Consider the following 20,471-nt stretch of genomic DNA (forward strand, 5'->3'; position numbering starts at 1 on the left):
CCGCTATCACGGCGCATGGCGCAAAAACATTCAAAATTGCGACATAAATTTTCAATGGTGAGACATGAAAATTTGTGGGCATCGCTGTCGCTGTGCAACAATGGTTTTCCATGGCCACCGCAAAAAAGCTGGCGTTTGATCGGCGTGGATGGTAAGTGGTTGTTAAAAAAGAGATTTGCCTCCGTTGAGAGGTGAACCTGGTGAGAATGTGTCTATGAAAACAGGTCTGTACCATCCCGAAGAATTCAAGGACAACTGTGGTTTTGGCCTGATTGCCCATATGACGGGCGAACCGAGCCACCACCTTCTGCAAACCGCCATGCAGGCGCTGACCTGCATGACCCACCGCGGCGGCATCAACGCCGACGGCAAGACCGGTGACGGTTGCGGTCTGCTCATGCAGAAGCCCGATCAATTCCTGCGTGCCGTGGCCCAGGAGCACTTCGCCGTCGAGCTGCCGAAGCAGTACGCCGTCGGTATGGTGTTCTTCAACCAGGACCCGGTCAAAGCTGAAGCCGCCCGCGCCAACATGGACCGCGAAATCCTCGCAGCCGGCCTGAAACTGGTCGGCTGGCGCAAGGTGCCGATCGACACCAGCGTGCTCGGCCGCCTGGCCCTGGAGCGCCTGCCACAGATCGAGCAGGTGTTCATCGGCGGTGAAGGCCTGAGCGATCAGGAATTCGCGATCAAGCTGTTCAGTGCCCGTCGCCGTTCGTCGGTGGCCAACGCCCACGACGCCGACCACTACATCTGCAGCTTCTCGCACAAGACCATCATCTACAAAGGCCTGATGATGCCGCGCGATCTCGCGGCGTTCTACCCAGACCTGGGTGACGAGCGCCTGCAAACTGCGATCTGCGTGTTCCACCAGCGCTTCTCCACCAACACCCTGCCGAAATGGCCGCTGGCGCAGCCGTTCCGCTTCCTCGCCCACAATGGCGAGATCAACACCATCACCGGCAACCGCAACTGGGCCATGGCCCGTCGCACCAAGTTCGCCAACGACCTGATCCCCGACCTCGAAGAGCTCGGCCCGCTGGTCAACCGCGTGGGTTCCGACTCGTCGAGCATGGACAACATGCTGGAACTGATGGTGACCGGTGGCATCGACCTGTTCCGTGGTGTGCGCATGCTGGTACCGCCAGCCTGGCAGAACGTCGAGACCATGGACGCCGACCTGCGTGCCTTCTACGAATACAACTCCATGCACATGGAGCCGTGGGACGGCCCGGCCGGTATCGTCATGACCGAAGGCCGCCACGCGGTGTGCCTGTTGGACCGGAACGGCCTGCGCCCGGCGCGCTGGGTGACCACCACCAATGGCTACATCACCATCGCCTCGGAAATCGGCGTATGGGGCTACCAGCCTGAGGAAGTGCTGGCCAAAGGCCGTGTCGGCCCGGGTCAGATCCTGGCCGTGGACACCGAAACCGGCCAGATCCTCGACACCGACGCCATCGACAACCGCCTGAAGTCGCGTCACCCCTACAAGCGCTGGCTGCGTCAGCACGCCACCCGTATCCAGGCGACGCTGACCGACGACCAGGGCGTGGCCAGCTATGACGCTGACCAGCTCAAGCAATACATGAAGATGTTCCAGGTCACCTTCGAAGAGCGTGATCAGGTGCTGCGCCCGCTGGGTGAGCAGGGCCAGGAAGCCGTCGGCTCGATGGGTGACGACACGCCGATGGCCGTGCTGTCGCAGCGCGTGCGTTCGCCGTACGACTTCTTCCGCCAGCAGTTCGCCCAAGTGACCAACCCGCCGATCGACCCGCTGCGCGAAGCGATCGTGATGTCGCTGGAAATCTGCCTGGGCGCCGAGCGCAACATTTTCCAGGAGTCCCCGGAGCACGCTTCGCGGGTAATCCTCAGCTCGCCGGTCATTTCGCCCGCCAAGTGGCGTTCGCTGATGAGCCTGGAGCGCGAAGGTTTCGACCGCCAGCTGATCGACCTCAACTATGAAGAGGGTGTCGGCCTGGAGGCGGCCATCCGCAATATCGCTGACCAGGCTGAAGAAGCCGTGCGCGCTGGCAAGACCCAGCTGGTGCTGAGTGACCGCTACATCGCCCCGGGCAAACTGCCGGTGCACGCTTCGCTGGCCGTGGGTGCAGTGCACCACCGCCTGACCGAACAAGGCCTGCGTTGCGACAGCAACATCCTGGTGGAAACCGCCACCGCCCGCGACCCGCACCACTTTGCCGTGCTGCTGGGCTTCGGTGCCTCGGCTGTTTACCCGTACCTGGCTTATGAAGTGCTGGCCGACCTGATCCGCACCGGCGAAGTACTGGGCGACCTGGACGAAGTCTTCAAGTACTACCGCAAGGGCATCTCCAAGGGCCTGCTGAAGATCCTGTCGAAGATGGGCATCTCCACCATCGCCTCGTACCGTGGTGCGCAGCTGTTCGAAGCCATCGGCCTGGCCGAGGAAGTGGTCGGCCTGAGCTTCAAGGGCGTGTCCAGCCGTATCAAGGGTGCGCGCTTCGAAGACCTGGAAAGCGACCAGAAGCTGCTGGCAGCCGAAGCCTGGAGTGCGCGCAAGCCGATCCAGCAAGGCGGCCTGCTGAAGTTCGTTCACGGTGGCGAGTACCACGCTTACAACCCGGACGTGGTCAACACCCTGCAAGCCGCCGTGCAGCAGGGCGACTACGCCAAGTTCAAGGAATACACCACGCTGGTCGACACCCGCCCGGTGTCGATGATTCGCGACCTGCTGAAAGTGAAAGTGGCCGACCAGCCGCTGCCGCTGGAGCAGATCGAACCGCTGGAGGCCATCCTCAAGCGGTTCGACTCCGCCGGTATCTCGCTGGGTGCCCTGTCGCCGGAAGCCCACGAGGCGCTGGCCGAGGCCATGAACCGCCTGGGCGCGCGCTCCAACTCCGGTGAGGGCGGTGAAGACCCGGCGCGCTACGGCACCCTGCGCAGCTCCAAGATCAAGCAGGTGGCCACCGGTCGCTTTGGCGTGACCCCGGAATACCTGGTCAACGCCGAAGTGCTGCAGATCAAGGTAGCCCAGGGCGCCAAGCCCGGTGAGGGCGGCCAGCTGCCAGGCGGCAAGGTCAACGGCCTGATCGCCAAGCTGCGCTATGCGGTACCGGGCGTGACCCTGATTTCGCCACCACCGCACCACGACATCTACTCGATCGAAGACCTGGCCCAGCTGATCTACGACCTCAAGCAGGTCAACCCGCAGGCGCTGGTGTCGGTCAAGCTGGTGGCGGAAGCCGGCGTGGGCACCATCGCCGCTGGTGTGGCCAAGGCCTATGCCGACCTGATCACCATCTCGGGCTACGACGGGGGTACCGGTGCTTCGCCGCTGACCTCTATCAAGTACGCCGGCGCCCCGTGGGAACTGGGCCTGGCCGAAACCCACCAGACCCTGCGTGGCAACGACCTGCGCGGCAAGGTGCGGGTACAGACCGACGGCGGCCTGAAAACCGGCCTGGATGTGATCAAGGCGGCCATCCTTGGCGCCGAAAGCTTCGGCTTCGGTACCGCGCCAATGATCGCCCTGGGCTGCAAGTACCTGCGCATCTGCCACCTGAACAACTGCGCCACCGGCGTAGCCACTCAGAACGACAAGCTGCGCAAGGATCACTACATCGGCACCGTCGACATGGTGATCAACTTCTTCACCTTCGTCGCCACCGAGACCCGTGAGTGGCTGGCCAAACTGGGCGTGCGCAGCCTGGGCGAACTGATCGGCCGTACTGACCTGCTCGACGTATTGCCAGGCGACACCGAGCGCCAGCAGTACCTGGACCTGTCGCCGCTGCTGGGCAGCTCGCACATCCCGGCTGACAAGCCGCAGTTCTGCGAAGTGGACAAGAACCCGCCGTTCGACCAGGGCGAGCTGGCCGAGAAAATGGTGGAAATGGCCATGCCGGCCATCCGTGACCAGGCTGGTGGCGAGTTCAACCTCGACATCTGCAACTGCGACCGTTCCATCGGTGCGCGCGTGTCGGGTGAAATCGCCCGCTTGCACGGCAACCAGGGCATGGCTGCGGCGCCGATCACCTTCCGTTTCAAGGGTACTGCGGGCCAAAGCTTCGGTGTGTGGAACGCCGGTGGCCTGAACCTGCACCTGGAAGGCGACGCCAACGACTACGTCGGCAAGGGCATGACCGGTGGCAAGCTCACCATCGTGCCGCCAGCCGGCAGCCCGTTCGAAACCCAACACAGCGCCATCGTCGGCAACACCTGCCTGTACGGTGCCACTGGCGGCAAGCTGTTTGCTGCGGGTACTGCGGGCGAGCGCTTCGCTGTGCGTAACTCCGGCGCCCACGCTGTTGTCGAGGGCACTGGCGATCACTGCTGTGAATACATGACCGGCGGCTTTGTCTGCGTGTTGGGCAAGACCGGTTACAACTTCGGTTCTGGCATGACTGGCGGCTTCGCCTACGTGCTCGACATGGACAATAGCTTCGTCGACAAGCTCAACCACGAACTGGTGGAAATCCAGCGTATCAGTGGTGAAGCGATGGAGGCCTACCGCAGCCACCTGGCGCGCGTCCTTGACGAGTATGTGGAAGAAACCGGCAGCGAGTGGGGGCGTGAGCTCTCGGAGAACCTGGACGACTACGTGCGGCGCTTCTGGCTGGTGAAGCCGAAGGCAGCCAACCTGAAGCAACTGCTGTCCAGCACCCGTGCCAACCCGCAGTAAAAACAGCTGCAAGTGGCAAGCCTCAAGCTGCACGTAAAGGCAGTACGAGGTTTGCCCGGCTTAAGTGATCGTCTTGCGGCTTGCAGCTTGTAGCTTGCAGCTGCTGTAAAGAGGTTTTGAAAAATGGCTGAACGTCTGAACAACGACTTCCAGTTCATCGAAGTGGGCCGCAAGGACCCGAAGAAAAAGCTGCTGCGCCAGCGCAAGAAAGAGTTCGTGGAAATCTACGAACCGTTCAAGCCGCAGCAGTCCGTGGAACAGGCGCACCGCTGCCTGGGCTGCGGTAACCCGTATTGCGAATGGAAGTGCCCGGTACACAACTTCATCCCCAACTGGTTGAAGCTGGTTTCCGAAGGCAACATCCTGGCCGCCGCCGAGCTGTCGCACCAGACCAACACCCTGCCGGAAGTGTGCGGCCGCGTGTGCCCGCAAGACCGCCTTTGCGAGGGTGCCTGCACCCTGAACGACGGCTTTGGTGCGGTGACCATCGGTTCGGTGGAGAAGTACATCACCGACACCGCCTTCGCCATGGGCTGGCGCCCGGACATGTCCAAGGTCAAGCCAACCGGCAAGCGCGTTGCCATTATCGGCGCCGGCCCTGCTGGCCTGGGCTGCGCCGACGTACTGGTGCGTGCCGGCGTGACCCCGGTGGTGTTCGACAAGAATCCGGAAATCGGTGGCCTGCTGACCTTCGGCATCCCCGAGTTCAAGCTGGAAAAAACCGTGCTCAGCAACCGCCGCGAAGTCTTCACCGGCATGGGCATCGAATTCCGCCTGAACACCGAGGTGGGCAAGGACGTCACCATGGAACAGCTGCTCGCCGAGTACGACGCCGTATTCATGGGCATGGGTACCTACACCTACATGAAGGGTGGCTTCCCGGGCGAGGACCTGCCAGGCGTGCACGACGCGCTGGACTTCCTGATCGCCAACGTCAACCGTAACCTGGGCTTCGAGAAGTCGCCGGAAGACTTCGTCGACATGCAGGGCAAGAAGGTTGTGGTGCTGGGCGGTGGCGATACTGCGATGGACTGCAACCGCACGTCGATCCGTCAGGGCGCCAAATCGGTGACCTGCGCCTATCGCCGTGACGAAGCCAACATGCCGGGTTCGCGCAAAGAGGTGAAGAACGCCAAGGAAGAGGGCGTGAAGTTCCTCTACAACCGCCAGCCTATCGCCATCGTTGGCGAGGACAAGGTGGAAGGCGTGAAAGTGGTCGAAACCCGCCTTGGCGAGCCGGATGCCCGTGGCCGCCGTAGCCCCGAGCCGATCCCGGGTTCTGAAGAGATCCTGCCGGCCGATGCCGTGGTGATCGCCTTCGGCTTCCGTCCAAGCCCGGCGCCGTGGTTCGAGCAGCATGGTATCCAGCTGGATAGCCAAGGCCGCGTGGTGGCGCCGGAGAAAGGCAAGTTCAAGCACCAGACCAGCAACCCGAAAGTGTTTGCCGGTGGCGACATGGTGCGCGGTTCGGACCTTGTGGTAACGGCCATCTTCGAAGGGCGTACCGCTGCTGAAGGCATCCTGGACTACCTCGAAGTCTGAAATCATTTAGATTTTGTATACAAAATCTATTGATCCAGGACATACCCATAGAGAAAAGGCACGGCAATGAGCCGTGCCTTTTCTTTGTGCGTCTGAGAAAATGCCCGCACTATTTTTCCGGATGCCGACATGACTGCCCTGAAGAACGATCGTTTCCTGCGTGCACTGCTCAAGCAACCCGTAGATGTCACCCCGGTGTGGATGATGCGCCAAGCCGGCCGCTACCTACCGGAGTACCGCGCCAGCCGCGCCAAGGCCGGTGACTTCATGAGCCTGTGCATGAACCCGCAGTTCGCCTGCGAGGTCACCTTGCAGCCGCTGGACCGCTACCCGCTGGACGCGGCGATCCTGTTCTCGGACATCCTCACCATCCCTGACGCCATGGGCCTGGGCCTGTACTTCGAAACCGGCGAAGGCCCGCGTTTCAAGAAGGTCATCAGCACCCCGGCCGACATCGAAGCGCTGCCAATCCCCGACCCACAGAAAGACCTGGGTTATGTGATGGACGCGGTCAGCACCATTCGCCGCGAGCTCAACGGCCGTGTGCCGCTGATCGGCTTCTCGGGCAGCCCGTGGACCCTGGCCACCTACATGGTCGAAGGCGGCTCGTCGAAAGACTTCCGCAAGACCAAGGCCATGGCCTACGACAACCCGCAAGCCCTGCACCTGCTGCTGGACAAGCTCGCCCAGTCGGTGACCAGCTACCTGAATGGCCAGATTCTGGCCGGTGCCCAGGCTGTGCAGATTTTCGACACCTGGGGTGGCAACCTGTCGGCGGCGGCCTACCAGGAATTCTCCCTGGCCTACATGCGCAAGATCGTCAGCGGCCTGATCCGCGAGCACGAAGGGCGCAAGGTGCCGGTGATCCTGTTCACCAAGAACGGTGGCCTGTGGCTGGAAAGCATTGCCGACGCCGGTGCCGACGCATTGGGCCTGGACTGGACCTGCGAGATCGGCGACGCCCGCCGCCGCGTGGGTGACAAGGTGGCCCTGCAAGGCAACATGGACCCGACCGTGCTGTACGCCAAGCCGGAAGCCATCCGCCAGGAAGTGGCGCGCATCCTGGCCAGCTACGGTCACGGCACGGGCCATGTGTTCAACCTGGGCCACGGCATTACTCCGGAAGTCGACCCGGAGCACGCGGGTGTGTTCATCAACGCCGTGCATGAGCTGTCGGCGCAGTATCATCAGTGATCTGAAGGCTGAAAACCCAAGCCCGGCCCTGTGCCGGGCTTTTTGTCGCATTAAGTTTTAATTCAGCGATCGTCGTTAATCTGGTCCCATCGAAACCCAAAAAGGACCCGATCCCCATGAAAGCACGTTATCTCGCCCTGATCCTCGCCCCTCTGTTCAGCACCGCCGCACTGGCTGCGAGCTATACCGGCCCCGGCGCCCAGTCGGTCACTACGGTGGCCGCTGCCAACGACGCTGCCGATGACACTCCGGTGGTGCTGCAAGGCTTCGTGACCAAGAAGATCAACAACGACGACAAGTACGAGTTCAAGGACAACACCGGCACCATCACCGTCGAGATCGATGACGAAGACCTGCCGCCTACGCCGTTCAATGACAAGACCAAGGTCAAGCTGACCGGTGAGGTGGAGAAGCACCTGATGAGCCGGGAAGTGGATGTGGATATTGTCGAGATCATCAACTGATCCGAGGGCCTATTCGCGGGTAAACCCGCGAATGGCCCTCAAGCCGTTTTCGGTGGAAGCTTGCTCAGGTGCAACGCCACCAGCAACGCCACCGCCAGCAAGCTGCCAATGAACAGCCCGATGCCATTCCAGCCCCACTGGTGCCAGAACACCCCGCCCGCAGTACCCGCCACGCTCGACCCGGCGTAATAGCTGAACAGGTACAGCGACGAGGCCTGCCCCTTGGCCTTCAGCGCCCGGCGGCCGATCCAGCTGCTGGCAACCGAGTGCGCGCCAAAGAAGCCGAAGGTGAACACCAGCATGCCTAAGATCACCATCGCCAGCGGGCTGGCCAGGGTCATCAGTAAGCCTCCCGCCATCACCACGATACTGGCCCAGAACACCTTGCGCCGGCCCAGCTTGTCCGCCAGTGCGCCGACCTGCGCCGAGCTGTAGATGCCAGACAGGTACACCACCGACAGCAGGCCGACCAGCGCCTGGTTCATATGGTAGGGCTCAGCCAGCAGGCGGTAGCCGATGTAGTTGAACAGGGTGACGAAAGCCCCCATCAGCAGGAAGGCTTCAAGGAACAACCAAGGCAGGCCGGCATCCTTCAAGTGCATGACAAAGCCGTCCAGCAGGCTGCGCGGGTTCATCGACTGTGGGCGGAAGTTGCGCGATTCGGGCAATACCTTCCAGAACACCAGCGCGGCCACCAGGGCCAGGCCGCCGATGGTCAGCATCGCCGTGTGCCAGCTGACGAAGTCGATCAGTACGCCAGTGATGAGCCGCCCACTCATGCCGCCAATCGCGTTGCCCCCGATGTACAGGCCCATGGCCAGGCCGATGTGCTGCGGGTGGATCTCTTCGCTCAGGTAGGTCATGGCCACTGCCGCCAGGCCACTCAACGACAGGCCGACCAGTGCGCGGGTGACCAGTACCAGCTCCCAGCTCGGCATCACTGCGCTGGCCAAGGTGGAGAGGGCTGCGCAAACCAGGGCAAAGACCATTACCGGCTTGCGCCCGATGCGATCAGAGATAGGGCCGGTGATCAACAGGCCGAACGCCAGCATGGCGGTGGCCACCGACAGCACCAGGCTGCTTTGCGCAGCGTTGATGGCAAATTCCTTGGACAACAGCGGCATCATCGGCTGAACGCAGTACAGCAGGGCGAAGGTGGCGAAGCCGCCGCTGAACAAGGCCAGCACGGTCTTCATGAAGGCGGGGGTGCCTTTTTCGATCCACATTTCGTTCAGGGGCGCAGGTTCTGGCTCGGCGGGAAGGGGGGCTACAGCAGTTTTCACGGGCGGGTACCTCTGGCGCAATGGAAAAAAGCATATAGCTGGCTAATGATTAGATCCAATATATTGTTCGACCTATTTGAGATGTTTTACGACCTGTTTGGAGCCGATCATGGAACTGCGCCATCTGCGTTACTTCATCGCCGTGGCCGAAGAGCTGCACTTTGGCCGTGCCGCGCAGCAGCTGGGCATCTCGCAGCCGCCGCTGAGCCAACAGATCCAGGCCCTGGAGCAGGAGCTGGGGGCTCGGCTGTTCGAGCGTACCAACCGTCGGGTGGAGCTGAGCGAGGCAGGGCGGTTATTCCTTGAGGAGGCGCGTCGGGTGCTGGCGCAGGTGGAGAAGGCGGCCGATGTGGCCCGGCGTGCTCAGCTGGGAGAACTGGGTGAAATGAAGATCGGCTTTACCTCGTCTGCGCCCTTCACCTCGAAGATCCCCAAGGCCATCCATGCCTTTCGCCAGCGTTTCCCGGCGGTGCACCTGAACCTCAAGGAAATGAGCAGCCGCGATGTCGCCGAAGGGGTGTTCGACGAGTCCATCGAAGTCGGGTTGATGCGGCCGATGCCGTTGCCTGAAGGTTTGCAGGTCACCGAGTTGTTTCGTGAGCCGCTGGTGGCAGTCATCAATGCTTCGCATCCGCTTGCCGAGGGCACTGAACAGGGTGTGCACATGGCGGCGCTGGCCCATGAGCCATTCGTGTTCTTCCCACGCAGTTATGGCAGCGGTTTGCATGCGCAGTTGCTGAGCCTGGCGCGTCAGGCAGGTTTCAGCCCGCACTTTGCCCAGGAGGCGGGGGAGGCAATGACCATCATCGGGCTGGTGTCGGCGGGGTTGGGGGTGTCGGTGTTGCCGGCGTCATTCCAGCGCATGCGCATCGAGGGGGTGGTGTACCGCACCTTGCTGGATGAAGGGGCGATGTCGGCGGTTTGGCTGGTGCAGCGCGAGCGCGGCAATTCGGTGATGGCCAAGGCGTTTGCCGAGCTGTTGACGGGGCAGGTGGTCGGCCAGGGCTGATGCCGGTCAAATGGCACTGGCCATTGCCGCAGTGCCGCCACATACTCGGGCATTCGTTGAAACACGGAGGTCAATCATGCGGCGCGTGGTGTTCAATCAGAAAGGTGGCGTGGGCAAGTCGAGCATTGCCTGCAACCTGGCGGCGGTCAGTGCCAATGAAGGCTATCGGACCCTGTTGATCGACCTGGATGCCCAGGCCAACTCGACCCAGTACCTTACCGGCCTCACCGGCGAGGACATCCCCATGGGGATTGCCGACTTCTTCAAGCAAAGCCTGTCCAGCGGGCCGTTCAGCAAGAAGAACAAGGTCGATATCTACGAAACCCCTTTCGACAACCTGCATGTGGTCACCGCCACGGCAGAACTGGCCGATTTGCAACCCAAGCTTGAGGCCAAGCACAAGATCAACAAGCTGCGAAAGCTGTTGGACGAGCTGGACGAGGATTACGACCGGATCTACATCGACACCCCGCCAGCGCTGAATTTTTACGCGGTTTCTGCACTGATTGCCGCCGATCGCGTACTGATCCCCTTCGACTGCGACAGTTTTTCACGCCAGGCCCTGTACGGCCTGCTGGCCGAGATCGAAGACCTCAAGGATGACCACAACGAAGACCTGCTGGTCGAAGGTATCGTGGTCAACCAGTTCCAGTCCCGCGCCAGCCTGCCGCAGCAGATGCTCGACGAACTGCTGGCCGAGGGCCTGCCGGTGTTACCGGTGTACCTGGGCAGCTCGGTGAAGATGCGTGAATCGCACCACGCCAGCCTGCCCCTGATTCACCTGGAGCCGAAGCACAAGCTGACCCAGCAGTTTGTCGAGTTGCATGATTTGCTGGAGGAGAGAGGTTAGACGTCTGTTAGGTATCAAGGCTGCCAGGTGCCTGGCGCAGCATTTTCGGCGCCTGTGAAATCGAGCGCCGCCCGCGCGGCGCTCGATGCCACAGCCGCCATCCTGCTAAAGGCATGCACCAGAAAACACACCTAAACCCCTTGGCTACGCACCCACTCCAGCAACGACTGAAGTGGAAACGCCCCGGCCTGGCGGCTGACTTCGCGGCCGTTCTTGAACAGCAGCAGGCTGGGGATCGAGCGGATGCCGAGTTGCCCGGCGAGGTTGCGGTTGGCTTCGCTGTCGAGCTTGGCCAGTCGGCAACGGCCAGCCAGCTGGCGGGCAGCCTGTTCGAAGGTGGGGGCGAAGGATTTGCACGGGCCGCACCAGTCGGCCCAGATGTCGACCAGCAGCGGCAGGTCGCCTTTGATCTGGCTGGCGTAGCTGGCTTCGGTGAGCTCGAAAGGAGTGCTCAGCAGCACGTCTTGTTTGCAGCGCCCGCATTTCGGGGCGTCACCCAGGCGCCCGGCGGGCAGGCGGTTGAGGCCGTTGCAGTGGGGGCAGGGGATTACCAGTGGGTCGGACATATCAATTCCTTGTATTGTTTTTGCGGGCCCTATCGCCGGCTGAGCAATCATCAATCAAGAAGAGCAGCTGATTTCCAGATGCTTGCCCCATTCCGGCGGTCGCTCAGCGTAGGCTTGCATGCCGGCTTGTTCCTCGAACGGCCTGGTCAGCACCTGATGCAACCGCCGCACTTCACTGTAATCCCCCGCTTCGGCCGCTTCGATGGCTCTTTGGGCCAGATAATTGCGCAGCACATACAGCGGGTTCACCGCATGCATCCGTTCACGGCGCCCTTCGGCATTACCGGGTTCACGCTCACAGCGGGCCAGATAATCTGCGCCCCAGGCATCGAAAGCGGCCAGGTCGATAAAATCATCGCGCACTAGGTTCAGCGCCTCGGCAACCGGCTGTTCACCCAGCTTTCTGAAGAACAGGCTGTAGTCCACACCACCCCGCTGCATGCACTGCAGCAGGCGCTCGACCAGCGCCATGTCGTCATCCTCGGCAGTGGTCAGGCCCAGGCGGCGGCGCATGAGGTCCAGATAATGGGCCTGGTACAGAGGCAAGAAAAGCCCCAGTGCCTCCTTCAGGGGCTCCACCTCGATCACCGTGGTCAGGGCCTGTGCCAGCGCGCTGAGGTTCCAGTGGGCGATGGGCACCTGGTTGGCGTAGCTGTAGCGGCCACGGTCGTCGGAGTGGTTGCAGATGAAGTTGGCGTCGAAGTCATCGAGGAAGGCGTAGGGGCCGAAGTCGAAGGTGATGCCCAGGATCGACATATTGTCGGTGTTCATCACCCCGTGGCAGAAACCATAGGCCTGCCAGCGGGCGATCAGTTCGGCATTGCGCTCGACGATGGTGCGGAACATGGCCAGGTACGGTTGCTCGGCATCCTGGCATTCAGGGTAGTGCTGCTGCAGTACATGATCGATCAGCACGCGCTGCTGCTCGGGCTGTTTGGTGTAGTAGAAGTATTCGAAATGGCCGAAGCGCACATGGCTCTGCGCCAGGCGGGTGAGCATGGCAGCGCTTTCGCGGGTTTCGCGCCAGACCGGGGTACTGGAGCCGACCACGCACAGCGCACGGCTGGTGGCAATGCCGAGGGCGTGCAGGGCTTCGGAGGCCAGAAACTCGCGGATCGACGAGCGCAGCACAGCGCGGCCGTCGCCCATGCGCGAATACGGGGTCTGGCCGGCCCCCTTCAGGTGCAGGTCCCAGTGTTCGCCTTTGTCGTTGAGCACTTCAGCCAACAGCAGGCCACGGCCATCGCCCAGGCGCGGGTTGTAGGAGCCGAACTGGTGGCCGGAATACACCATCGCGCGTGGGTCGGCTTCTTCCCACAGTTTGTGGCCGCTGAACAGCTCGGCGAACACTGGTAGGTCGGCCTGGGCGGGGTCGAGGTCGAGCAGCGCCATGGCCGACTCGCTCGCAACGACCAGGCGCGGGTCTGCGATGGGTTCTGGCAGGACCTGGGTAGAGAACGCATCGCCCAGGCGGGCGAAGCGGTTGTCGAAGGTGAGTTGGTCGAGGGCTTTCACGGGCTGCTCCTGAGATTCAGCACAGAATAAAGCATTCGAGCCCACTCAGGCCGGTGCAGTGCCATCCGGTTTGGGCAGCTCCATCGGAATCAACTGCTGTTTGCCGCCGTTGGGGTCCATCAGGAATACCTCGACCTGGCGCACCGAGATCTTGATGTTGTGCGCCTTGAACTCGCGGCTGATGTAGCGGTTGATCTCGTCCAGCGTCGGGTTGCGGTCGCCCAGGTCGCGTACGTGCATCCGCAGTTCGTGGTCCAGCGAGCTTTCGCCGAAGTTGAGGAAGTACACGATCGGTTCAGGGTCCTTGAGCACCCGTGGGTTCTCATGCGCACCTTTGAGCAGCAGGTCACGTACCAGGTCCAGGTCGGAGCCGTAGTCGATGCCCAGTTTCAGCGTCACCCGGGTAACCGTGTCGGTCAGCGACCAGTTGATCAGCTGGCCGGTGATGAAGGTCTTGTTGGGGACGATGATGTCCTTGCGGTCGAAGTCGGTGATGGTGGTGGCGCGGATGCGGATCTTGCTGACCGTGCCGGACAGGTTGCCGATGGTGATGGTGTCGCCAATGCGCACCGGGCGCTCGAACAGGATCATGATGCCAGAGATGAAGTTGGCGAAGATTTCCTGCATGCCGAAGCCCAGGCCCACCGACAGTGCAGCCACCAGCCATTGCAGCTTGTCCCAGCTCACCCCCAGGGTGGACAGGGTGCTGACGATACCGACGCCGACGATGGTGTACGACAACAGCGTGGTGGTGGCGTAGGCGCTGCCCTGGGCCAGGTTCAGGCGTGACAGCACCAGCACTTCCAGCAGGCCCGGCAAGTTGCCGGCCAGGGCGAAGGTGATACCGACGATCACCAGCGCACCCAGCAGGTCGCCAAGGCTGATCGGTACCATGCTGGCGGCGGCGCCGGTGCCGCTGGTGTATTCGTAGAGGACGAAGTTGTTGAGGTAGGCGAACACTGAAATCAGGTCTGCCCACACCCAGTACAGGCCGGCGATGAAGCCGCCGAGCAGGGCCAGGCGAATCAGGCGCAGCGATTGCTGGTTGACCTGCTCGATGTCCAGCGTCGGCTCTTCGGTAATGACTTCGCCATCCAGCCCTTCCTTGGCCGCCGCCCGCTTGCTCAGCGCCCGCTGGTAGGCCAGGCGCCGTGCCGCGACCGACAGGCCACGCACGAATGCAGCCTCGATCACCAGCCAGAACAGCAGCAGGTACAGGGTGTAGATCAGCCGGTCGGTGAGTTTCAGCGCGGTGTAGTAGTAGCCGAAGCACACGGCGACGAACAGGGCGATGGGCAGGGCGGTGAAGGCCACGCCCACTGCCTTGCGGAACAGTGAAGTGTCGCGGTGTGCCGGGCTGCTGAGCAGCAGGCGGCTGAGCAGCCAGGCCATCAGTGCGTAGCACGTCAGCACCACGCCGATCCCCAGCACGTCGTCGGCCAGCGCCGAGGGCTGGTGCTCGGCCACCGCCACCACACCGACCAGCGCCAGCACCACGGTGCCCAGGCGGCGTACCCAGCCGCGCAGGAATTCGACCTGCGGCTTGTGCCAGCGGAAGTGGATTTCGGCCACGCCACCGGGGGCGAGGATGCGGTAGGCGGTGTAGAACACCAGCCAGGCCTGGGCCAGTTGCCAGAGGGCGGCGCCCAGGTTGGCGTTCTGCCCGCGGGCGTCGATCTGCAGGGCGTAGCTGCACAGCGCCAGGCCAAGGCTGACCGGCATTGCCAGCAGGATATTGATGAGGATTGCCTGGGGCGTGTGCCACTGGCTGTCACGGCGGAAGTGGCCGATGTCCTGGTGCACCTTGCCCAGCCGTTGGTACAGGTACTTGCGCCGCCACAGCAAGGCGCCAATCACCAGCAGCAATGGCAGGAACAGCAGCGGGCGCTGGCTGAGGCCGTCGGCCAGTTCTTTCAGGCCCGAGCCCCACGGCAGGTTGGCTACCTGGTCGGCCAGGCGCTCTGGCACATAGCTCAGCCAGTCCCAGTCCAGCGGCTTGTTGCTGGGGATCCAGAACATCTGCTCGTCGAGGGTGGTGCGCAGGCTCTGCGCGGTGCCCAGCAACTGCTTCTGATTGAGCTGCAGGGTGATCGATTCGTTCAGCAGCGCCGACAGCTCGCGGTTCAACCGCTCCAGCAGGTCGCTACGGTTGATGGCCACTTCCAGCAGGGCCTTGCGCAGTTGAGGCGTCACCTCTTCCTGCGGTTGGGCAGCCAGCAGCTTGTCGACGTAGGTGACCGGGCTGCTCATTTGCTCGCGCTGCTGGTTGACCTCGAACTGGTACAGGCGGGTGTCGGCGATCTGGTCGGCCAGGTCGCGGTCGACCTTCAGGTGCGGCAGGGTCTGCTTCTGCTTGTAGAGGATCTTGGACAGCAACAGGCTGCCCTTGAGCACGTTGATCTGCTCGTCCAGTGCCTGGTCGGCCTGGGTCAGGCTGTCCAGTTGCTGTTTGGTGCGCAGGTTCTGCTGGGTCAGTTCGTTCAGGCGGTCGGTACTTTTCAGCAGGTAGTCGGAAAGCTTGAGGTTAAGCGCGCTTTCGGTGGCCAGCAGGCTGCTGCCGCCGGCCTTCTGGGCTTCGATGGACTGCTGGGTAACCGCCTCCTGAGACTGGGCCAGGCGCTTGTCGTTGATCAGGGTCTGCAGGTCCTGGATTTCCTGCTCCAGGCGCGTAGCGCGTTCGATCAGCAGGTCGTGGCGGGCGTTCCCCAGGTCTTGCAGCAGGCTGTTGCCGGCCAGCTCCTGGCGGCGCAGCAGGGTCAGCGCATTGAGCGAGGCCAGCTCGGCATTGAGCTGGTTGCGCTGGTCGGCGTTGATGGATTTGCCGCCGTCTTTGCCGGTTTTCAGGATGTTGTTGATCTGCTGGGTACGGGCCTGGCTGTTGCTGATTTCGGCCTGGGCGCGTTCCGGGCGGGTTTGAGAATTGATGATCAGGCTGTTGGCTTCGGACAGCGCCTTTTGCAGCTCGCCCTGTTGGGTGTTGCGCTCGCTGAGCATCTGCTCAAGCTGCGGCACGCTCAGCGTGGCATACCGCTGGGCGACGGGCTGGGGCTTGCTTTCCTTGAGCCTGGCGAGCTCTTTCTGGCTGTCGCTGGTTTCTTTCGGGGCCCCGGCCAGCTGCTGCTTCAGCGCGGCAAGCTTCTTCTCGCTGTCTTCCTTGCTGGCCAGCTGGCTCAAGGTCTGTTCGAGCACCTGCTGCAGGGCCTTCTGGTCGGCCTCAGGCAGCTTGCGCTCAGCGATCTTGTCGAGGCTGTTCTGGATGCTGGCGGTGGTCGGGGCCTCTGCGGCAGTAGCCGCAAAGGAAAGGGACAGGCACAGCCCGAGCAGGGCTGTGCGAAGGTACACGCGCAGGGACATAGGCAGACTACTTGTGGATCCGGCAGAAACGAAGTTTAGAGGAACAATCCTGGTCCGGGTCGCGTTCCTTCGGGGAATCTGACGCCCACTTTCTGGATCTTGTTCCCGTCCATGGTCGCCACGGTCCAGATCGTGCCATGCCATTCGACCTGGTCACCTACTACTGGAGCGCCTCCGACCTTCTGTCGGATGAACTGCGCCAACGGCATTCTCGCGTCCAGGCCATCGAGTTTCAGGCCGTACAACGCTGCCACTGCGCCCAGTTCGGCATCGCCTTCGAGCACGAAATCGCCGAAGAAGCGCAGGTCCAGGCCACGCTGTGGCGCCTGGCTGAACAGCTTGCCCAGGGCCGGCAGGTTGTGCTCGTGGCCGATCACGCAGAGCATGTCGCCTACTTCCAGCACTGTACTGCCCGACGGGTGCAGCAGTTGCTCGTTACGGAACAGGGCGGCGATCCGCGTGCCTTCGGGCATTTTCAGCTCGCGCAGGGCGGCGCCGATGCACCATTTTTCGGCACCCAGGCGGTACACGAACAGCTCCCACTCGCTGGTGATGTGCACTTCCAGGGCAGAGCGGGAAATCGGTGCCGGGTCTGGCGGTACGGTCACTTTCAGCAGCTTGGCCATCCACGGCAGGCTGGTGCCTTGCACCAGCAGCGACACCAGCACGATGAAGAACGCCAGGTTGAAGAACAGCTGGGCGTCCGGCAGGCCGGCCATCAGCGGGAACACCGCCAGAATGATCGGTACCGCGCCGCGCAGGCCGACCCAGGAAATGAAGCCTTTCTCGCGGCCATGGAAGGCCTTGAAGGGCAGCAAGGCGGCGACCACCGACAGCGGCCGCGCCACCAAGATCATCCACAGCGCCAGGCCCAGCGCCGGCAGGGCGATAGGCAGCAGGTCGTGCGGGGTGACCAGCAGCCCCAGCACCAGGAACATGCCGATCTGGGCCAGCCAGGCCATGCCGTCGAGCATGTGCAGGATGCCGTGGCGGCTGCGGATCGGCTTGTTGCCCAGCACCAGGCCGCACAGGTACACGGCGAGGAAGCCACTGCCGTGCAGGGCGTTGGTCAGCGAGAACACCACCAGGCCACCGGCCACCACCAGGATGGGGTACAGGCCGCCGGCCAGGTTGATGCGGTTGACCAGTTGCAGCATCAGCCAGCCACCGCCCAGCCCCAACAGGCCGCCGATGCCGAATTCGCGCAGTAGATGGCCCAGCAGGCTCCAGTGCAGGCCAGTCTGGCCGCTGGCGATCATGTCGATCAGGGTGACAGTGAGGAACACCGCCATCGGGTCGTTGCTGCCCGACTCGATTTCCAGCGTAGCGGTAACCCGCTCGTTCAGGCCTTTGCCGCCCAGCAGCGAGAACACCGCCGCAGCGTCGGTAGAGCCGACGATGGCGCCGATCAGCAGGCCCTGGATCAGGCTGAGGTTGAACAGCCAGGCGGCGACCAAGCCGGTGAGGGCGGTGGTGATCATTACCCCGACCGTGGCCAGCGACAGCGCCGGCCACAGTGCCACGCGAAAGCTTGCCACCCGTGTGCGCAGGCCACCGTCGAGCAGGATCACTGCCAGTGCCAGGTTGCCCACCAGGTAGGCGGTGGGGTAGTTGTTGAAGATGATGCCGCCACCATCCACACCGGCGACCATGCCGACGGCGAGGATGATGACCAGGATAGGGATGCCCAGGCGCGACGACAGCGAGCTGACCAGGATACTTGCACCCACCAGCAATGCGCCGATCAGGAACAGGCTATTGATGGTGCTTGCATCCAAAGGCAGGTACTCCGAAACAGCGGGGGAAGGGACGTGGTAGCGGATTTTTCAGCAAAAGCTAGCAGGTCGCGTGCCAATCGATTCTAACCTGAGGCTGATGCGGGCTGTAAAGCGATACCGCACTGTAGTTACGGCTTGCGGATGTAGTGGTGACCCCCACAGTCAGGCAGCCGAGTAACATGAACGATAAACAACGTCTCCCTCTTGCCCAGGTGGCCCAGCGCCTGCTCGGGCAATTTCCAGATCTGCACGGCATGGCGCGCGAGGCGGCGGGCCATGTGCTGCGCCACCAGCTGGGATACTGGCTGGACCCGGACACGCTCTACTGGCATGAATTCAAGTCAACGGCCAACAGCTCCCGCAGCTACACCGGCTGGCGCCACCGTGGGCCGCCGCGGCGGTCGCTGAGCCTGACCGAGCTGGTTATCCAACGCTTCAGCCCTCAGCAGCAGACTGCTGCCGATGAGTTGAGTGTCTACGGCGGTTTCTACCGGGTGGATGCCAGCCATAGCGATTATGACGAGCGTAACGAAGTGCGGCTCGACCCGCAGGCGATGCTAAAGGCGTTCTGGCAAATGGATTTTGCGGGGCGCTACACCGAGGCGTTGAACCGGTTTCGGGCGCAGCGTGGCGAAGATTACTGCGTACTGGCCCGCGCTCGCTTTCTTGCCGCTGTCGGTCAATCCGTGCTGAGCGAACCTGAGCGGCGTGAACTGCTGGCGGCAACACTCCGTGTGACGAAGCTGCCGAGTAGCCTGAAAGCCTTGCGCGAGGATTACCCTGCAAATGCCCGGGGTGGCTGGTGTGCGCTGTCCGGCCATGCCCCTGATGCCAAGCCACTGTTCCTGTACACGCTCAAGACCGGTAGAGCGTGCGCTTTTCTACCCGCTGCGCAGGATGTGCTGCTGGTATTTGGCGGCCGCCAGGCGTTACAGGCCTGGATTGCAGCGCATGCTTTTTCGAATGACACGCAGCGGCAAGCTGTTGTGGGTGACCTGTTCATTCGTGTTCGTGAGATGTTCATGGATGCGCTGGTCCATGAGGCCCACCAACGGCTGACCACCAATGCACAGCTGCGCAAGGCCGAATGGCTGGCTGGGTTGCAGGCTGCAAGCATGTTGATTGCGCCGATGGCGCCAGTGGGTTGGCCGGTGATCCTGACGTCGCTCGGGCTTGGCACTGCGAGCCTGGCCCTGCACCTGGACCGTGCCCTCAATGGCAAGGCGGCCTGGCGCACGGCTGCCTGGTGGGCGGTGGTTGTGGATGTGCTGTTCATTCTGCTCGATGCGGCAATGCTGCGTGCCAGTGAGTTGTTCACCGATGCCCGCCTGCCGCCACGCGTGGAAGGCCAGGCGCAAACCGTCGTTGCCAAGGTGGACTGGGCGCGCTACATGGCACCGGCTGCAGACGAGTTGCTGGCCATGTCGGATCAGGCCTTGGCTCGCCAGGCCGCTTTGCTTGGAGCGGTGCCTTGGGCCGATCTCGACAGCGTGGGTGCCGGCGGTGCTTATCTCGATGCTTTCAGTGAGCCCTACCCGGTTTACCGCGATGAGCATGGCTTTGGCTCGGCCGCCATTGCCGAATACACCAGCTCGCCGGAGCGCTACAACAACTTGTGGCAAGGTTTGCCTTTGGAAGGCTCGCGTGCAGAGAGCATCCAGCGCAGCCACGACCTTGCACATGCGCTTGGGCAATTAGGCGTGAACAATCAAGTGCGGCTGTACCGTGCGGCGTCCGGCCTGCGTGGTTCTGGCATACCGACGACAGGCGAGGGTGCCCTTGCAGTGGGCGACGTGTTGGTGACCAGCGATTTCACGTCGTTCACAGAAAACCCTTATGCCCTGTGGGAGGTGTTCAACGACCCGCAGACCCAGGCGAGCGGCAAGGGGGCTTTTGGCGACAATGCGTTGGTGTATGTGCTGGAGCCGGGTGAGAACGTGCAGGCAATGCCGATCGGGCCGTTCTCAAGGCGTCCGGACGAGGCGGAGTCGCTGATGATGCCGGGGCGTTATTTGCAGGTTGAAAAGCTGACGCCGGTGAAGGGAGGCAATCATCGCTTCATGGAAGTATGCCTGAAGGCACTGGCGCGGGCGCCGGAGGGGGCGAGGGTGCGTGAGATGCGCACGGGGGCCTTGTTCGACCGTCAGGTGATGGCTGAACGGTTGGGTGTGGAGGATGACGGGTTGATGCGTACGTTTTTTGCGGTACCGACGTGACACATCTTTGATGTCAGCCAATCAAGTGATTTGGGGCTGC

12 protein-coding genes are annotated in these 20,471 nt (G+C 62.6%); 7 read left to right on the plus strand and 5 right to left on the minus strand.

Translation table 11 applies throughout. The annotated features are described in order from the left end of the window. The first annotated feature begins 214 nt into the window (after window positions 1-214). The 4 genes from gltB (at window position 215) to B9A31_RS02325 (ending at window position 7,860) form a co-directional block, all read left to right on the plus strand. Window positions 215-4,660: a glutamate synthase large subunit gene (gene gltB / locus B9A31_RS02310; RefSeq protein ID WP_019098285.1), complete on the plus strand. Its 4,446-nt coding sequence runs from the start codon at window positions 215-217 to the stop codon at window positions 4,658-4,660. A 123-nt stretch (window positions 4,661-4,783) separates the two neighbouring features. Next, a complete protein-coding gene (locus tag B9A31_RS02315) occupies window positions 4,784-6,202 on the plus strand; it encodes an FAD-dependent oxidoreductase (RefSeq protein WP_019098286.1) in 1,419 nt (472 codons plus the stop codon). A gap of 129 nt (window positions 6,203-6,331) precedes the next feature. Beyond that, window positions 6,332-7,396: a uroporphyrinogen decarboxylase gene (gene hemE, locus B9A31_RS02320; RefSeq protein ID WP_019098287.1), complete on the plus strand. Its 1,065-nt coding sequence runs from the start codon at window positions 6,332-6,334 to the stop codon at window positions 7,394-7,396. A 116-nt stretch (window positions 7,397-7,512) separates the two neighbouring features. Further along, window positions 7,513-7,860 (plus strand): YgiW/YdeI family stress tolerance OB fold protein, encoded by a 348-nt coding sequence (locus B9A31_RS02325; RefSeq protein ID WP_019098288.1) that lies wholly within the window; start codon window positions 7,513-7,515, stop codon window positions 7,858-7,860. A gap of 38 nt (window positions 7,861-7,898) precedes the next feature. Here B9A31_RS02325 and B9A31_RS02330 read toward each other — a convergent pair whose 3' ends face one another. Beyond that, on the minus strand, window positions 7,899-9,086 hold the full coding sequence (locus tag B9A31_RS02330; RefSeq protein WP_256576177.1) for an MFS transporter: 1,188 nt from the start codon (window positions 9,084-9,086) through the stop codon (window positions 7,899-7,901). Between the two features lie 166 nt (window positions 9,087-9,252). Here B9A31_RS02330 and B9A31_RS02335 point away from each other — a divergent pair, with 166 nt between their 5' ends. Together B9A31_RS02335 and B9A31_RS02340 are read left to right on the plus strand one after the other, a co-directional pair. Beyond that, entirely contained in the window at window positions 9,253-10,152 is a 900-nt protein-coding gene (locus tag B9A31_RS02335; RefSeq protein WP_025752284.1) for a LysR family transcriptional regulator, read from the plus strand. 76 nt (window positions 10,153-10,228) lie between these two features. After that, complete coding sequence (locus B9A31_RS02340) at window positions 10,229-11,002, plus strand: ParA family protein (RefSeq protein ID WP_019098291.1); 774 nt, start codon at window positions 10,229-10,231, stop codon at window positions 11,000-11,002. 131 nt (window positions 11,003-11,133) lie between these two features. Here the strand turns inward: B9A31_RS02340 and trxC are convergent, their stop codons facing one another. Genes trxC through B9A31_RS02360 form a run of 4 tightly spaced genes read right to left on the minus strand, consistent with a single transcriptional unit; the run spans window position 11,134 to window position 18,215 of the window. After that, a complete protein-coding gene (trxC, locus tag B9A31_RS02345) occupies window positions 11,134-11,568 on the minus strand; it encodes a thioredoxin TrxC (RefSeq protein WP_019098292.1) in 435 nt (144 codons plus the stop codon). Window positions 11,569-11,622: 54 nt separating this feature from the next. Beyond that, entirely contained in the window at window positions 11,623-13,083 is a 1,461-nt protein-coding gene (selO, locus tag B9A31_RS02350; RefSeq protein ID WP_016712482.1) for a protein adenylyltransferase SelO, read from the minus strand. 45 nt (window positions 13,084-13,128) lie between these two features. Further along, window positions 13,129-16,437 (minus strand): mechanosensitive channel MscK, encoded by a 3,309-nt coding sequence (mscK, locus tag B9A31_RS02355; RefSeq protein WP_084296629.1) that lies wholly within the window; start codon window positions 16,435-16,437, stop codon window positions 13,129-13,131. 35 nt (window positions 16,438-16,472) lie between these two features. Next, the gene (locus B9A31_RS02360; protein WP_084296630.1) at window positions 16,473-18,215 is read right to left on the minus strand and encodes a potassium/proton antiporter; all 1,743 of its coding nucleotides are present in this window, start codon (window positions 18,213-18,215) and stop codon (window positions 16,473-16,475) included. 179 nt (window positions 18,216-18,394) lie between these two features. Between B9A31_RS02360 and B9A31_RS02365 the strand changes: the two genes are divergently transcribed. Next, window positions 18,395-20,431 carry a dermonecrotic toxin domain-containing protein gene (locus tag B9A31_RS02365; RefSeq protein WP_084296631.1) on the plus strand — a complete coding sequence of 679 codons (2,037 nt, stop codon included), beginning with the start codon at window positions 18,395-18,397 and terminating at the stop codon, window positions 20,429-20,431. Window positions 20,432-20,471 lie beyond the last annotated feature (40 nt).

Source organism: Pseudomonas sp. URIL14HWK12:I5 (assembly GCF_900176445.1).
GTDB classification, from domain to species: domain Bacteria; phylum Pseudomonadota; class Gammaproteobacteria; order Pseudomonadales; family Pseudomonadaceae; genus Aquipseudomonas; species Aquipseudomonas monteilii.

Excerpts from the sequence above, each read along its gene's own strand:
- trxC (WP_019098292.1), bottom strand. The coding sequence starts at position 11,568 with ATGTCCGACCCACTGGTAATCCCCTGCCCCCACTGCAACGGCCTCAAC.
- gltB (WP_019098285.1), top strand. The coding sequence starts at position 215 with ATGAAAACAGGTCTGTACCATCCCGAAGAATTCAAGGACAACTGTGGT.
- mscK (WP_084296629.1), bottom strand. The coding sequence starts at position 16,437 with ATGTCCCTGCGCGTGTACCTTCGCACAGCCCTGCTCGGGCTGTGCCTG.
- B9A31_RS02325 (WP_019098288.1), top strand. The coding sequence starts at position 7,513 with ATGAAAGCACGTTATCTCGCCCTGATCCTCGCCCCTCTGTTCAGCACC.
- hemE (WP_019098287.1), top strand. The coding sequence starts at position 6,332 with ATGACTGCCCTGAAGAACGATCGTTTCCTGCGTGCACTGCTCAAGCAA.
- B9A31_RS02365 (WP_084296631.1), top strand. The coding sequence starts at position 18,395 with ATGAACGATAAACAACGTCTCCCTCTTGCCCAGGTGGCCCAGCGCCTG.
- B9A31_RS02315 (WP_019098286.1), top strand. The coding sequence starts at position 4,784 with ATGGCTGAACGTCTGAACAACGACTTCCAGTTCATCGAAGTGGGCCGC.
- B9A31_RS02330 (WP_256576177.1), bottom strand. The coding sequence starts at position 9,086 with ATGTGGATCGAAAAAGGCACCCCCGCCTTCATGAAGACCGTGCTGGCC.
- B9A31_RS02335 (WP_025752284.1), top strand. The coding sequence starts at position 9,253 with ATGGAACTGCGCCATCTGCGTTACTTCATCGCCGTGGCCGAAGAGCTG.
- B9A31_RS02340 (WP_019098291.1), top strand. The coding sequence starts at position 10,229 with ATGCGGCGCGTGGTGTTCAATCAGAAAGGTGGCGTGGGCAAGTCGAGC.